At 58.0% G+C, this 15,524-nt stretch carries 11 protein-coding genes and 1 tRNA gene; 7 read left to right on the top strand and 5 right to left on the bottom strand.

Translation table 11 applies throughout. The features are described from left to right. Window positions 1–111: 111 nt before the first annotated feature. Window positions 112–2,904 (top strand): hypothetical protein, encoded by a 2,793-nt coding sequence (locus tag CBB62_08955; protein OUT42392.1) that lies wholly within the window; start codon window positions 112–114, stop codon window positions 2,902–2,904. A gap of 2 nt (window positions 2,905–2,906) precedes the next feature. Here the strand turns inward: CBB62_08955 and CBB62_08950 are convergent, their stop codons facing one another. Further along, complete coding sequence (locus CBB62_08950; GenBank protein ID OUT42391.1) at window positions 2,907–3,227, bottom strand: hypothetical protein; 321 nt, start codon at window positions 3,225–3,227, stop codon at window positions 2,907–2,909. A gap of 148 nt (window positions 3,228–3,375) precedes the next feature. Here CBB62_08950 and CBB62_08945 point away from each other — a divergent pair, with 148 nt between their 5' ends. Beyond that, a complete protein-coding gene (locus CBB62_08945) occupies window positions 3,376–5,580 on the top strand; it encodes a hypothetical protein (protein OUT42390.1) in 2,205 nt (734 codons plus the stop codon). 134 nt (window positions 5,581–5,714) lie between these two features. Beyond that, on the top strand, window positions 5,715–6,479 hold the full coding sequence (locus CBB62_08940) for a hypothetical protein (protein OUT42389.1): 765 nt from the start codon (window positions 5,715–5,717) through the stop codon (window positions 6,477–6,479). Window positions 6,480–6,500: 21 nt separating this feature from the next. Here the strand turns inward: CBB62_08940 and CBB62_08935 are convergent, their stop codons facing one another. Then, the gene (locus CBB62_08935) at window positions 6,501–8,585 is read right to left on the bottom strand and encodes an ATP-dependent DNA helicase RecG (GenBank protein ID OUT42388.1); all 2,085 of its coding nucleotides are present in this window, start codon (window positions 8,583–8,585) and stop codon (window positions 6,501–6,503) included. A gap of 191 nt (window positions 8,586–8,776) precedes the next feature. Between CBB62_08935 and CBB62_08930 the strand changes: the two genes are divergently transcribed. Continuing rightward, window positions 8,777–9,076, top strand: a complete 300-nt coding sequence (locus CBB62_08930; GenBank protein ID OUT42387.1) for a hypothetical protein — start codon at window positions 8,777–8,779, stop codon at window positions 9,074–9,076. A 33-nt stretch (window positions 9,077–9,109) separates the two neighbouring features. Further along, the gene (locus CBB62_08925) at window positions 9,110–12,643 is read left to right on the top strand and encodes a transcription-repair coupling factor (GenBank protein OUT42386.1); all 3,534 of its coding nucleotides are present in this window, start codon (window positions 9,110–9,112) and stop codon (window positions 12,641–12,643) included. A 12-nt stretch (window positions 12,644–12,655) separates the two neighbouring features. Here the strand turns inward: CBB62_08925 and CBB62_08920 are convergent, their stop codons facing one another. Further along, window positions 12,656–13,345, bottom strand: a complete 690-nt coding sequence (locus CBB62_08920; protein OUT42719.1) for a disulfide bond formation protein DsbA — start codon at window positions 13,343–13,345, stop codon at window positions 12,656–12,658. 91 nt (window positions 13,346–13,436) lie between these two features. Here CBB62_08920 and CBB62_08915 point away from each other — a divergent pair, with 91 nt between their 5' ends. Both CBB62_08915 and CBB62_08910 read left to right on the top strand, forming a co-directional pair. Beyond that, window positions 13,437–14,222: a 2-deoxy-D-gluconate 3-dehydrogenase gene (locus tag CBB62_08915; protein OUT42385.1), complete on the top strand. Its 786-nt coding sequence runs from the start codon at window positions 13,437–13,439 to the stop codon at window positions 14,220–14,222. A gap of 71 nt (window positions 14,223–14,293) precedes the next feature. Beyond that, the gene (locus CBB62_08910) at window positions 14,294–14,716 is read left to right on the top strand and encodes a hypothetical protein (protein ID OUT42384.1); all 423 of its coding nucleotides are present in this window, start codon (window positions 14,294–14,296) and stop codon (window positions 14,714–14,716) included. A gap of 19 nt (window positions 14,717–14,735) precedes the next feature. On the opposite strand, the gene CBB62_08905 is transcribed toward CBB62_08910, so the two are convergent. Both CBB62_08905 and CBB62_08900 read right to left on the bottom strand, forming a co-directional pair. Continuing rightward, entirely contained in the window at window positions 14,736–15,236 is a 501-nt protein-coding gene (locus tag CBB62_08905; GenBank protein OUT42383.1) for a hypothetical protein, read from the bottom strand. Window positions 15,237–15,429: 193 nt separating this feature from the next. After that, window positions 15,430–15,519: transfer RNA gene (locus CBB62_08900), tRNA-Ser, on the bottom strand. Window positions 15,520–15,524 lie beyond the last annotated feature (5 nt).

Genomic DNA, 15,524 nt, shown 5'->3' with positions numbered 1-15,524 from the left:
AACCGATTTCCCGCTTTTGACTTCGGCTCGACACTTCACATCGAAGATAGCATTTGTCAGTTTAGTGCTTCGTCACAGAATGATGACTAACCGTTACAAGGACCGGATGCTATGAGTGGTTTTAATGTGATTGATGGCGATCAGGGAATGGCGCCTATCCCCGGTACCGACCCTCAGCTGTTTGAACCAATTCTCGATGAGCAGATTGATGGAACGCCCGGCGCTGATTCCATCAATGGCAATCTGGGCATGGATACCATCAATGCCGGTGATGGTGATGACATTCTGATCGGCTTTGTGGGCGAAGATCAGTTGTTCGGTGAAGAGGGTGCCGACACCCTCGATGGCGGTTCCAGTAACGACACCCTCGATGGCGGTCCCGGTGCTGACTCCATGAGCGGCGGTAGCGGCAATGATCTTTTCTTCGTTGATAACTCGCTTGATGTGGTCCTCGACAGCTCCGGGTTTGATACTGTAGAGGCAACACAAAACTATACCATCGACCTCGGGATCGAGGTTCTTCGTTTGAATGAGGAATCTCCGTTTGCGTTCAATGGCACTGGCAATGATGCGCTGAACATAATCTATGGCAACAATTTGGATAACGTGTTGTCTGCCGGTGCAGGAACCGATTTTGTTTATGGCAGTGCCGGAAATGACTTCATCACGGGCGATGCCGATAATGATACGCTCTATGGTGGCGTGAATAACGATACCATTGATGGCGGCACTGAAGTCGACCAGATGTATGGTGGTGATGGCAATGACATTCTGATCGTGGACAATATCAGTGATCAGGTCTTCGGTGGTACCGGCACTGACGAGGTCCGCACATCAGTCAGCTACTCGATTGATCGCTTTGTTGATGATGCTTTAGAGGATATTGAAAACCTCACACTCCTGTTCGGTGCAACGGACGGTTTCGGCAACGAGTTAGACAATGTTATTACCGGCAATGATGCTGCCAACTTCCTGTTTGGTAATGAAGGCGCGGATACTCTTGATGGCGGCATCGGTATAGATACCCTGAGTGGTGGTCTCGGTAATGATGTCTATCTCATCAATAGCGTAGTCGACCAGATTACCGAGCTTGAGAATGCCGGTGATGACACCACCATCTATACCAACATCACCTCGGTCACGCTGGACCAGGGTGTTGAAAACCTAGTCATGGGCCTTAACGTCTTCAATGCGATAGGCAATCAGGCTGGCAATATCATCGAGACCAATGGCGGCGATAATCTGGTTTATGGCCTGCAGGGTGCCGACACGATCGGTCTTGATCCGTTCGATACTGCGCTCATCAACAATGAAGGCAATGACACCCTCTATGGCGGTGAGGGCGATGATGTGATTTTTGCCGCTGGCGGCGTCGATCTTGTCTTCGGCGGTGATGGTTCCGACATTGCGCGTCTTGGCCTTGGTGCCGACACCATGTTCGGCGGTGACGGCAATGATCTCATCTATGGCAGTCAGGATGATGACCTACTGTATGGTGAGGAAGGCGATGACAACCTGCAGGGCGAGACGGCCGCGGACACACTTTATGGCGGAGATGGCTCCGATGCCCTAAGCGGTGGCGACGGTGACGATGTCCTGTTTGGTGAAGATGGCAACGACACCGTCTATGGCGGTGATGGCGTTGACTTTATCGTGCTTGGCAACGGTAACGATGCGGCCAATGCCGGTGACAGCAATGATCAGGTTTATGGTGGCTTCGGTGCTGATGTGATTGATGGTGGCGATGGCGCCGATACGATCTATTCCGAACAGGATGCCGACAGCATCAATGGCGGCAACGGCTTTGATTACATTGTCGGTGATGATGGCAATGACACCATCCTTGGTGGTGATGATGCCGACACCCTGTTCGGCAATATCGGTGCCGATGTCATTGATGGTGGCAACGATAATGACACGATCTACGGCGGTCAGGATGCCGACAGTATCAGCGGTGGCAACCAGGATGACCTGCTCTATGTCGGGGTTGGCTCGGATACCGCTCTTGGTGGCGATGGTGCGGATACCGTCTTCGGCGAGGATGGCGATGATGTCATCAGCGGTGACCTTGGTGACGACCTGCTCTATGGCAATACCGGCATCGACATTATCGATAATGGCGGCGGTGATGACATTTCCTACGGTGGCCGGAATGCTGACAGCATTATCGGTGGCTTTGGTAATGACATCATTTACGGCAACAAGGATGCCGATACCCTCTATGGTGGCACCGATCAGGACACGCTCTATGGCGGCAGTGAAAATGATCTGATGCATGGCGAGCAGGGCTTTGACCGTCTCTACGGCAACCTTGGTGATGACATCCTTTATGGCGGCGACGATCAGGACAGCGTCTATGGCGGTCAGCAGGACGATGTTGTCTACGGCGATTTCGGTGATGATGCCGTCTATGGCAACTTCCATCAGGACACCGTCTATGGTGGCAATGGCCTTGATAGCCTCTATGGCGGGCAGGGCAATGACATCATGTTTGGCGGTGCTGATGATGACCGTCTGGCCGGCAACCTTGGTGATGACGTCCTGATCGGGGAGTTGGGGGCTGATACCTTTGTTTCCGGTGCCAATCAGGGCTTTGACGTCATCTTCGATTTCAATCAGGCAGAGGGCGACAAGCTGTTTTTTGCCGGTTTCAGTGCCCTTGATGTTTTGAACTCGGCAACCCAGATTGCGATTGATTTCACGGCAATCGACTCAACCGCAACGGCCCCGTCGGGCACCAACGTGGTTGGTGTTGAAACCCTGTTTGATCCGGGATTGCTGGATGACCTCGTGGCCTATGCGCCCGAGGCAACCGACACAGCGACATTCCTGTCTGTTGCCGGCACTGTGGTTGTGCTGATGGGCATTGCACAATCGGAACTGTCGATTAACGCATTTGCCTGAGGTCAGATGTGATCTTTTGCTGCCCCGTCATCAGTATTCGATGATGGGGCAGTTTTTATTTCAGCACTATCAATGGTCTCCGCTTCCGGAGTCAGCTCATCAGGCTTCTTGATCTGCTGAACCTGCACCAGAATATCCGAGACCACATCCTGAATAAGCCCACTGAACAACAGGCACATGATCAGGATGATGCCGATCAGGGGGATGAACAGAAAAGCTGTGTTTTCCGTGCCGGTATTCTTCAGAATGACAGCGATCACAAGACCGCCAATCGTCAGACACAATCCGACAATCCAGAGGATTTTACGCAAAGAAACCGGCATGACTGAGAGGAAAACCGAGGGGATATAATGTATCAATACAATTGCACATTGCCATAACCCCCTGCCAAGCGCCATCCTTCCGCTGTTCATCGAGGCGGGGTTTATCAAGAATGTTATCCAAGGATCACTGTTTCCGGCACGTCATATCATGTGGGCGCCGGATCAGGACACAAAAAATGGCCCGCACATAACATCAGAGAGCTCAGGTAAAATCATGTTTTCAAACAATAAATCTGAAACCAAATCGTCACTTAATCGCCCTGTCATACTGGCAACGGCCTTGCTGACGAGTACATGCCTGAGCACGCCCTTCACCTCCGCCCAGGCACAGGAATTGTCTCTCGAGCGCGTGGTGCTGTCATCCGGCGGGGTCGGTTATTTCGAATATGGTGCCAATATCGCCGGGGATGCCGATCTCGAGGTGGATATCCGCCTTGATCAGGTTGACGATGTGCTGAAAAGCCTCGTGGTCTTTGATGGCGGTGGCAGCCTTGGTCTCGTCAGTATGCCGGGCAAGGCGCCGCTCGATGTGGCATTCCGGGATCTGCCGTTTCCGCGCACCGCCCTTGGCAATATGCCGGCGCTGCTCAATTCCCTGACCGGTGCGGAAATTGTCATTGCCGGTGATCGTGAACTCTCCGGTAGGCTCGTCAATGTCACTGCCGAACGTGGCAATACCGGCAACAGCACGGATTTCGTCCAGCACCGGGTCAACCTGCTGACCGCCAGCGGGCTGCAAAGCACCGTGCTGGAGCGCAGCACCTCACTGCGGTTTGTCGACAAAGAATTGCAGGCACAGATCGACCGCGCGCTTGTGGCCATTGCCGATAACCGCCGTCAGGATCGCCGCCAGCTCGATGTGCGCCTCGAGGGGCAGGGCAGCCGCGACATTCGCCTCGGTTATGTGGTGGCGGCACCGCTCTGGAAAACCTCCTACCGGCTGGCCGTATCACCGGATGGTGATGATACCGGCGAGATGACAGGCTGGGCCATCCTCGAGAACATGTCCGGGCAGGATTGGGATGATGTGGAACTGGTCGTCACCTCCGGCAACCCGGTTACCTTCCGTCAGGCGCTGTATGAGAGCTATTTCGTCAACCGCCCCTCGATCCCGGTCGAGGTGCTGGGCCGCATCCTGCCCCCGGTCGATGGCGGCAGCGTGGCGATGGAAGCCGATAAAGAACGTCTGCAGAATTTGCGCGGCCCAATGGAGCAGAAAATGAGCTTCGCGGCAGGAAGGTCTGCCGCGCCAATGCAGGAGAGCATGGCGGATGCCATGATGATGAGTGGAAATGCAATGGCTGAACTGGCACCCGCGGCACCGCAACCGATTGCCCAGGCCCAGATGCAGGCAGCCAGCAGTGAGGAAGCCGCCACGCAGGTGGTGTTCAAGTATCCCGAGCCGGTCAGTCTCGAGAGTGGCGGCTCGGTGATGCTGCCGATCATTTCCCGCTCGGTACCGGCGGAACAGATCGCGCTCTATAACCCGGGCACCCATCCGACCCATCCGCTCGCCAGTATCAAGCTGACCAATGATGGCGAGGCCAGCCTGCCACCCGGTGTGGTGACGCTCTATGACCGTGACAGCGGGCAGGCGGTGAACTTTGCCGGCGATGCCCAGCTCTCGCCATTGCCAGCCGGTGACAGCCGCATCCTCAGCTTTGCCCTCGACCAGAAGGTGAGCGTCGTCAAAACCAATGACTTTGAAGAACGTCGGATCGGCGGCACCATCATCGACGGCATTTTCAATCTCAACGTCAAACAGCTGAGCAAGACCTCCTACACGATTGAGAACAATGGCGAAACTGACCGCAAGATGATCATCGAGCATCCCAAGCAGGGCGGCTGGGAATTGCAGATGGCCAAGGAAGAGGGCGGCGATGACATTGAGGAAACCAATGCCTTCTACCGTCTGCCGGTTACCGTGCCCGCCGGTGAGGACAAGCCGTTCGATGTGATCCTCGAACGCCCGATCCAGCAGCGATATGAACTGACCGGCCTCGACGGCAACATGATTGCCGCCTTTGTCGCCAGCCGCACCCTGTCCGAGGAAATCCGCGCGGTCTTTGCCGAATTATCGGAGTACAAGCAAAAGGTCGAGGATCGCCGCCGGGTGCGCGATGGTCTCGACAACCGCATCGAACGCCAGAAGAGTGATCAGGAGCGGGTACGTCGCCTGCTGACCTCTGTGCCGAGCAATTCCGACCTCTACCGCCGTTATCTGGCCGACCTGAACAAGCAGGAAGATATCGTTCAGCGCCTGATGGGCGAACGGTTCGAGGCAGATGAGGCGGTCCGTGAGGCGGAAGCCGCCATGCTGACCTATGCCCGACAGATCAGGATTACCGGCTAGGCTGGTGTTGCCCATCTTTTGCCATTGCTGCGGCGCATTATCGGGTTATATGTAAGCCCTATCGGGATTATGAATAACCCTAATGTACCCGGTCGGGCCTATCCGGCCTGTCCGTCAGCTGACAGCGACCATAGATGACCAAAGATACAGGCAAGTCCACCGGCAGCGGTGATGAGACCACAGCACGCCAGACCACGATTATCGGGCGGCTGCGGAATTATCTGATTACCGGCATTCTGGTGACGGCACCGATTGCGATTACCGTATCGCTCGTCTGGATGCTGATCGACCTGATTGATTCCGCGGTCCAGTCGCTGTTGCCGGTTCACGAATACCCGGCGCTCTATCTGCCGTTCAAAATACCGGGTTCGGGCGTTGCCCTGACCCTTGCGACGCTGATCCTGATCGGCTGGTTCGCCGCCGGGGTACTGGGCAATTTTCTGGTCCGGATCGGTGAGGGGATCGTTGCCCGCACACCGATTATTCGTAGTGTTTACGGTGCCTTGAAGCAGATTTTTGAAACCGTGCTGGCGCAACAGTCGAATGCGTTCCGGCAGGTGGTCCTGCTCGAATACCCCCGGCGCGGCATCTTTGCCCTCGGCTTTGTCACCGGTGTTACCCAGGGTGAGGTTCAGAACCTGACCGATGATACGGTAATCAATATCTTCCTGCCGACCACACCGAACCCGACCTCCGGTTTCCTGCTGTTTATCCCGAAACGTGATCTCGTAGTGCTCGACATGACCGTCGAGGAAGGCATCAAGATGGTGATTTCGGGCGGTATCGTGACCCCGCCGGATCGCCATGCAAAAGATCACAAGAAGGCCGTGGCCGATACCCAGCTGCCAGCACAGGCCAAAGCCGATGGTGGCAAGTCGATTGATCGCATCGACGCCTGAAGCGTCTAATGGCTCAGCAGATTAACCCGATTGCAGATAGCGGATCGCGGCATCACGCTCGAACAGATAGAGCAGCACCCGTAAGGCATCTGATCTTTTGCCCTCAAGCTTCGGGTCCTGCTCGATGATCAGCCTTGCGTCCTGATGTGCCATCTGCAACAGATCCTGATGATTGTCGAGATCGGCGAGACGGAAGGCGGGCAAGCCGGCCTGACGGGTGCCGAGCACTTCACCGGCCCCGCGAATGCGCAAATCTTCCTCGGCAATTTTGAAGCCGTCATCGGTTTCCCGCAGGATACGCAGGCGATCGCGCGCCGTGGCACCGGCCTTTGACTGATACAGCAGGACACAGCTCGATGACTTGTCACCGCGCCCGACCCGGCCACGGAGTTGGTGCAGCTGGGCTAGGCCGAACCGGTTGGCGTCCTCGATCACCATGATTGTCGCTTCCGGCACATTGATGCCGACCTCGATCACCGTGGTCGCCACCAGAATGCTCAACCGTCCGGCGGCGAAGTCGCCCACGACCTGATCCTTCTCCGCCGTATCCATCCGGCCATGGACGAGACCGACCTGACCGGGCAGGGCCTGACGCAGGGTTTCGGCCCGCTGTTCGGCGGCAATCATGTCGGACTTATCGGAATCCTCGACCAGCGGACAGACCCAATAAGCGCGCTCCCCATTGGCCACGGCCTGTTTGAGCCGCTCGATCACATCCGGCAGACGGTCGCTCGACAGCGCCCGCGTTACCACCGGCTGCCGCCCCGGCGGTTTCTCGTCAAGGATAGAGACATCCATATCGCCAAATGCGGTCATGCTAAGGGTGCGCGGGATCGGGGTCGCGGTCATGACCAGCATATCTACCTGTTCGCCCTTGGCACCCAGCGCCAGCCGCTGCCCCACGCCGAAGCGATGCTGCTCATCCACAATGACCAGCCCGAGATTGCCGAACGCCACCTTCTCCTGAAACAGCGCATGGGTGCCGATCGCAAGGCTGATGCTGCCATCGGCGAGGGCGGCGGCATTGGCGTTGCTGGTGGCGCGATCAACCTTGCCGGTCATCAGCGCTATGGAGATGCCACAGGCATCGGCCCAGGGCTGGATGGTCTCCAGATGCTGCCGGGCTAGCAATTCGGTCGGCGCCATGATCGCGGCCTGATACCCGGCCTCAATGGCACGCAGCGCGGTCAGATAGGCCACCACGGTCTTGCCGCTGCCCACATCGCCCTGCAGAAGTCGGAGCATCCGTTGACCCTCTCCGAGATCATGGTCGATTTCCTGCAGCGCTCGGGTCTGGGCACCGGTGAGCGGGAAAGGCAGCGCCTTGATCGCGGTCTGGCGCAGTGCGCCTGCCGGGGGCAGTGGCCGTCCACGCTGTCGTCGTTGTCGTTGTCGGACCAGTGCCAGCGCCAGTTGATCGGCCAGCAATTCATCATAGGCCACACGACGGCGGGCAGGGGCGTTGATCGAGCGTGGAATATCCGCATCGCCAATCCCGTGCAGCTGTTTCAGGGCATCGGTCAGCGAGGACCATTGCTCGCGACCGGCCAACCCGTCCGGCAACCAGTCGGGAAACTCCGGCAGGCGCTCAAGCGCGCCCTGAACCGCATTGCGCATGACCTTGGCGGTCAGGCCAGCGGTCAGGCCATAGACCGGTTCCAGCCGTGCCACCTCGTGCAATTCATCGGGTTTGGCGACAATGTCCGGGTGCACCATCTGCACCTGTCCATGGCGCAGTTCCGCCTTGCCGGATACCAGCCGTTCCTCGCCGGGCGGAAACTCGCGCATCAGGTAGTCCGGTCGGGCATTGAAAAACACCAGCGTCATGGCAGCCGAGGCGTCGGTCACCTCGATCCGGTAGGGCAGGCCACGCCGGGCTGCCGGTTTGTGCCGCTCGATCCGCACCACCATGGTGACGATATTACCGTCGGTCGCGTCGCCGATGGGCGCGACCTTGCTGCGGTCGATCACGCTGAACGGCAGATGCCAGAGCAGATCGACAACCCTTTCCCCGGCGGCCTTGGCAATCAGCTTGGCCAGCCGCGGTCCGACGCCTTTCAGGCGCTCAACCGGTTCAAACAGGGGATAGAGAAGACGCGGACGCATCAGACCATGGGGTGACGGTTCAAATACAGATATGGATATACCACCATCGTGCTTAACCGGGTTTGAGTGGAATGGGTAGGGGCTATGTGCTCCGAACTGCGTCTCGCGGGTTGTCGCCGGGCGATACACATGTCATATCGCTCCCATTCAAAGAGACAGTCGACGCAGATGCCAGCCTAGGGACACGCGATATGAGTGACCGCGAGATACAGCTTGATGCCAATGAAGAGCGCGCCGCCCGGCAGCGCCGCCTGCGTTACCGCAGCTGGAAACGTGGCACCAAGGAAATGGACCTGCTGATGGGCAATTTCGCCGATAGTCTGGTGCCGACCATGGATGATGAGGAACTGGATCAGTTCGAGGCGCTGTTGCTGGAGAGTGATCCCGACCTCTACAACTGGTATATGGGCAAGGCCGAGCCACCGGCTGACAATACCAATCCGATGGTCGCCCGATTTCTCGCGTTCCATTACACACCTGAAGAACGATAACCTTTTCAGAACAGATTGTTAGAAACAGTTTCTATGTCTGATATAGCCAGCCAGATTGCCGAGAATATCGCTGAGGATGACGCGGATGCCGCCCTCGGTACGCCGATTATGGGCGCACCGCCGGGACAGGATGCCCGCACCCTGATCGGGCTTGCCCGCGACAGTACCCATGGCCTGATCCATGTGGCCCTCGACGATAATCGCACGACCCTGCTTGAAGAGCTGATCGGGTTCTTCGCCCCTGACATTGAGGTGATTACCTTTCCGGCATGGGATTGTCTGCCCTATGACCGGGTGTCGCCGAAGATGGAGATTGTCGGCCGCCGGATTGATGCACTGAGCCGCCTCGGTCGCCCTGCGGAAAGCAGAAACGGCCCGTTGATCGTGCTGACCACCATCAATGCGGCACTCCAGCGGGTACCAAGCCCGACCATTTTCGCCGAGGCCAGCCTGAATATCAGCGTCGGTGCCCGGCTTGATCCTGATGAGTTGCAGCGGTTTCTGGGCAAGAACGGCTATGCCCGTGCCCATACGGTGCGTGAACCGGGTGAATATGCCATTCGCGGCGGGATCATCGATCTGTATCCACCGGCCTCCGATGCGCCGATCCGCATTGATCTGTTCGGTGACGAGATTGACAGTCTGCGGCTGTTCGATCCGGTCTCACAACGCACAACCGACAAGATCGAGCAGGCCAATCTGGTACCGATTACCGAACTGTTCCTTGATGATGCCTCGATCCAGCGGTTCCGGTCCGGGTATCGGTCACTGTTCGGTGCGATCAACGACAGCGATCCGCTCTATGAGGCAGTCAGCAGCGGGCGCAAACATCCGGGCATGGAACACTGGCTGTCACTGTTCCATGCGGAATTGACCAGCCTGTTTGCCTATCTGCCCCGGGCGGTTGTCAGCTTCGATCCCCAGTCCGATGCCGCCCGTGAGTCGAGACAGGACCAGATCACCGATTTCTATGACGCCCGCCGCGCCATGATGGACCAGAAGGTCAAGGACGGGGCGAGTGCCGGCGCGCTCTACCGCCCGGTGCCGCCGGGGCATATGTATCTGATGCAGGATGACTTCGCCCATGCGCTTGCCGGGCGGGATACGTTCAGCCTGACCACGCTGGGGGCCAGCGCCGCCGCGACCCATGAGGGCGCAGTGCGCAATGCCGGGGCCAAGCGTGGACGCGATTTCGGTGATATTCGCGCCTTGCCGGACGGCGATGTGTTTGCCGCGCTCAAGGAGTATGTGGATCGGCAGTTCCAGTCGAACCGCCGGTTCATGCTGGTGGCCTACAGCCACGGCTCGCTCGACCGCTTGCAGGCGCTGATGGCGGATCATGGCCTGCCGTCGCCGTATCTGATCGATCATTGGCAAGATGCTGAAAAACAGAAGAAAAGCACCTGGCTTGCCGGGCTGCTCAGCCTCGATAACGGCTTTGAGGCAGAAGACCTCGCCGTGGTTACCGAACAGGACCTGCTCGGTGACCGCCTGACCCGTCGCCGTAAGAAGCGTCGCCGTTCCGACAAGTTCCTGCTTGAGGTATCCGGGCTCAGCGAGGGCGATCTGCTGGTCCATGCCGAGCATGGCATCGGCCGCTTCGAGGGGCTGATTACAATCGATGTGGGCGGCTCACCCCATGATTGCCTGAAGGTGATCTATGATGGCGGCGACAAGCTGTTCGTCCCGGTCGAGAATATCGACGTCCTCAGCCGCTTCGGTTCCGATGAAGCCACTGCATCGCTCGACAAGCTTGGTGGAGCGGGTTGGCAGGCACGCCGCGCGCGGGTCAAGAAGCGCCTGAAAGACATGGCCGAAGAGCTGGTGCGGATTGCGGCAGCACGCGAGGTTCGGACCGCCAAGCCGATCACCCCGCCAGCCGGTGCCTATGACGAGTTTGCGGCCAAGTTTCCCTATGACGAGACCGACGATCAGGCCTCGGCCATTGAGGACACACTCGGCGACCTCGCCAAGGGCAAGCCGATGGACCGGCTTATCTGTGGTGATGTCGGGTTCGGCAAGACCGAGGTGGCGATCCGGGCCGCCTATGCCGTCGCCATGTCCGGGCAGCAGGTGGCGATTGTCGTGCCGACCACGCTGCTGTGTCGTCAGCATTATCAGAACGTGAAGGAACGCTTTGCCGGTCTGCCGATCAAGGTGCGCCAGCTGTCACGGCTAGTCGGTGCCAAGGAAACCAAGGAAATCAAGGCCGGTTTGGCCGATGGCACGGTTGATGTGGTTGTCGGCACCCATTCGATACTGGCGAAATCCATCGAGTTCGACCGCCTCGGCATGTTGATCGTCGATGAGGAACAGCGCTTCGGTGTGCGCCAGAAGGAACGGCTGAAGCAGATCCGCGATGATGTACACGTACTGACCCTGACCGCGACGCCGATCCCGCGTACGTTGCAGTTGTCCCTGACCGGTGTGCGTGATCTGAGCCTGATTACCACGGCGCCGGTAGACCGCCTTGCGGTGCGGACCTTCGTTCTGCCGTTCGACAGCGTGATTATCCGCGAAGCTCTGATGCGCGAGCATTTCCGCGGCGGCCAGTCCTTCTATGTCTGTCCGCGGATCGAGGATCTGGACAAGGTATCGCGGCGTATCCGTGAGATGGCCCCGGAACTGCGTCTGGTCATGGCCCATGGCCAGATGGCGGCGTCCGAGCTTGAGGACGTCATGGATGCCTATGACCGGGGCGAATATGACGTGCTGCTCGCTACCAATATCATTGAGGCCGGGCTGGATATCCCCAATGCCAACACCCTGATCGTACACCGCGCCGATATGTTCGGCCTTGCCCAGCTGTATCAGATCCGTGGCCGGGTCGGGCGATCCAAGGTGCGCGGCTATGCCTATATGACCTATGCCCCAGATCGCAAGCTGACACCACAGGCGGAAAAGCGCCTGCAAGTGCTTGAGACGCTGGATACATTAGGGGCCGGGTTCACGCTTGCCAGCTATGACCTCGACATTCGCGGTGCCGGCAACCTGCTCGGCGAGGAACAGTCCGGCCATATCAAGGAAGTGGGTATCGAGCTGTACCAGCAGATGCTGCGTGAGGCCGTGGAAGAGGCTCGCAACGGTGGCGCGGTCGAGGATTTCCCGAGCGAGGGCTGGAGCCCGCAGATCAATCTCGGCATGCCGGTGATGATCCCGGAAAGCTATGTTCAGGACCTCAATGTGCGCCTGTCGCTCTATCGTCGGATCGGCGACCAGCGCGATGTGGAGGATATCGACAGCTTTGCCGCCGAAATGGTCGACCGGTTCGGCCCGCTGCCGGTCGAGGTCGAAAACCTGCTCGGCGTGATCACGATCAAGAATCTCTGCCGGACCGCCAATGTGTCGAAGCTGGATGCCGGACCGAAGGGCGCGATGATCGGGTTCCATCAGGACCGGTTCCCCCATGTGGACCGGCTCATGGACTACATCAACAAGCAGCGCGGCATGGCGAAACTGCGCCCGGATCAGCGGCTTGTGTTCCCGCGCATGTGGGAGGATCGCAAGCAGCGGCTGGCGGGCGTTACCCGCATCCTGCAGGAACTGGCCGATCTCGCGGTTGGCTGAGGTATAGGCTGATCAGCGGAACGACAGGCTGGCCATCTGGTCGATCAGGCCGCTTGCCTGATCCTGCCCGTTCAAGCCGCCAATGGCTGCCAGATCGAACAGCGGGCTGAAGGTCTCCGGATCATGCGCCCCGGCGAGGGCATAGCGCTGGTCGATGATAAAGCACGGCACCGCATGGATACCGAGCCGACGGGCGCGGATATCCGAATTGCGCACCGCGGCGGCATCGTCATGTCCGGCGAGGTAGCCGAGCGCATCCTGCTCGTTGATGCCAAGCTCCGCCGCCAGTTCCGCCAGTATCTCGTGATCGCTGATATCGAGGCCGAGGACGAAATAGGCCTCGAACAGCGCATTGACCATACCGGCCTCGACATTATGCCGGGCGGCGAGGCGGATCATCCGATGGGCATCGACCGTATTTGGCGTGCGCTGGATGGCATCGAGATCAAGCGGCAGGCCATCACGCTCGGCCGTCTGCTCGAGCATCGAAGATACCTGCAGGGCCCGCTCGCGACTGCCGAATTTCAGGGTCAGATAGGCCGAACGCTCCATGCCCGAGGCAATCATGTCGGGGTTCAGCTGAAACGGCAGCCATTTGATCGTCACGTCACGCAGGCGGCGCTCCTCGAGCGCACGCTCAAGCCGGTGCTTGCCAATATAGCACCAGGGACAAACCACATCTGCGAAGACTTCGATCAACATGGATGGCAGTATGCCACCAACAAACCCAAATGGGAATCGGGTCATGGCGATTCGATCCATATAAGCATGAGATAAATCAGGGGCAGGGAGCATGACCATCACCATCAGCCTTGAGGGCGAACACGCTCTGGTTACCGGAGCATCATCGGGCATCGGCGCCCATATGGCGGCGACACTGGCCGCAGCCGGTGCCGTCGTGACCCTCGCGGCGCGCCGGATCGAGCGGCTGGAGGAACTGCGCGACCAGTTGCGTGGGCAGGGAGCACAGGTCGAGGCAATCGCCCTCGACGTCACCGATACGCCGAGCCTGCCCGACAGATTAGCCGCCACCGCTAACGCCTTGGGAACGCCGGGTATTCTGGTCAATAATGCTGGAATTGCGGTTACCAGATCAGCCCTCGACCATAGCGAGGATGACTGGGACGCGGTGATGAATACCAATCTCAAGGGCGTGTTCTTCACCGCCCAGGCCTTTGCCCGCAATCTGCGGCAGGCGGTAGAGGCAGGCGAGCGCAAGGGTGGCTCGATCATCAACACCGCCTCGATCACCGGCCTGAACCCGGCGGGCAGCATCATCGCCTATGCAACAGCCAAGGCCGGGGTGGTGCATCTGACCAAATGTCTCGCTGGTGAATGGGCGCGTTATGGCATCCGGGTCAATGCCATCGCACCGGGCTATATCGAAACCGACATCAACCGCGATTATCTGCAGGGTGAGGGCGGGCAGAAGCTGACACGCCGAATCCCCCAGCGCCGGGTCGGTCAGGTGGATGACCTCGACGGCGTGCTGCTGCTGCTCGCCGATGAAAAACGCGGCGGTTTCATCACAGGCAGCATCTATACCGTCGATGGCGGGCATGTGGTCCAGTCGCTCTAGGCTTTACCCCATGGCTCGGTTATCCTGTCAGTAGGAAACTACCCTGTGTGCAACAGACGGCGAGACGGATCATGGCAAGCGTTGGACAACATAAACGGGAGCGATTGAAGGCAGCGCTGATTGCCAGCAAGGGCAATGCCTCGGAAGCCCGTCGCCGGATCATGAAGGAACTGGAGAGCGATGACCTGCTGTTCCGCGAAATTGCCGCCCCGTTCATGCACGGTCTGGTCAGTCACGCGATCGACACCTATGCCAAGGCTGTGGGCCTGCCGACCAGCATGAGCCCGCGTCAACCGGAAAAGGCGGAAGAACCGGCCCCGACCCAGCAACTAGATCCCGAAATTCTCGATCAGGTCATCGGCCAGATGGGCCGTAATGCTGGCCCTACACCCACCGCCAGCGATAAACCGGTCGAACACAACCCGCAAAAACAAGCCAACACCATGCGCGCCCTCGCAGACCTCTACAAAAAGCGCCGGGTCGAGGATTATTGAGACAGACCGTGTTGGCAACTTAACAAAGCTCTATTGCTCGTATCGTCTCCTCAAGAACTTCGAGTTGGTATCTCCACCAGTAAACGGCTTCACGGAATAGCTGGAAAGCATCTTGGCCATTGGCATACTCAATAAAGTAACCATACTCGTCGGAACTAAGTTTTGCGCCAAAAGTATATGTTTTGAGTAGGTTGTTTCTTTCCTCATTGATGAATTTCCAAAAGATCGCCGAGGATTGCTTGTCTGCCTTTAGAGTGGACCATAATCTTTCAACAGCCGCTGTATGAGCGGGAGAGGCTAAGGCGTCAACCTTAGCAAGGACATGACCGACCGTTCTCAATAGAGAAATACCCGAAACCCAGTACAGTCTCCATTCAGTCAGTTCTTCGTCTCCGTCTACGATGTCGGAATTCTGAAAAAGAAACAAAACATCAACACAGTCCGAATACGGTTCCCAAGCCTTTAATGTCTGAATTGGTGGAATCCGAGTGAAGATGTCGTCTGTTATAAAGCTAGTCATGATTCAAATCTGCACAAAACAAATAAGAGTGTTATTCGTAAGAGAAAACACTCTCCAATCAAGCTAATGAAATGCAGAAGAGATTGCTGTGCACAAGATATATCAGGCCAAAGCACATATTTCGCGGCTTACACACTGCGGAATGCAGTGGCAGGAGGCATATAGACTATTGTATGCGGTTATCGGCAATCAGTGGCGGATGGGGTGGGATTCGAACCCACGGAGGGCGTGAACCCTCGCTGGTTTTCAAGACCAGTGCTTTCAACCGCTCAGCCACCCATCCGCGTG

Source organism: Micavibrio sp. TMED2 (assembly GCA_002168225.1).
GTDB lineage: Bacteria > Pseudomonadota > Alphaproteobacteria > TMED2 > TMED2 > TMED2.
The sequence above is the reverse complement of the archived record's forward strand: the minus strand, read 5'-3'. Positions and strand labels throughout refer to the sequence as shown.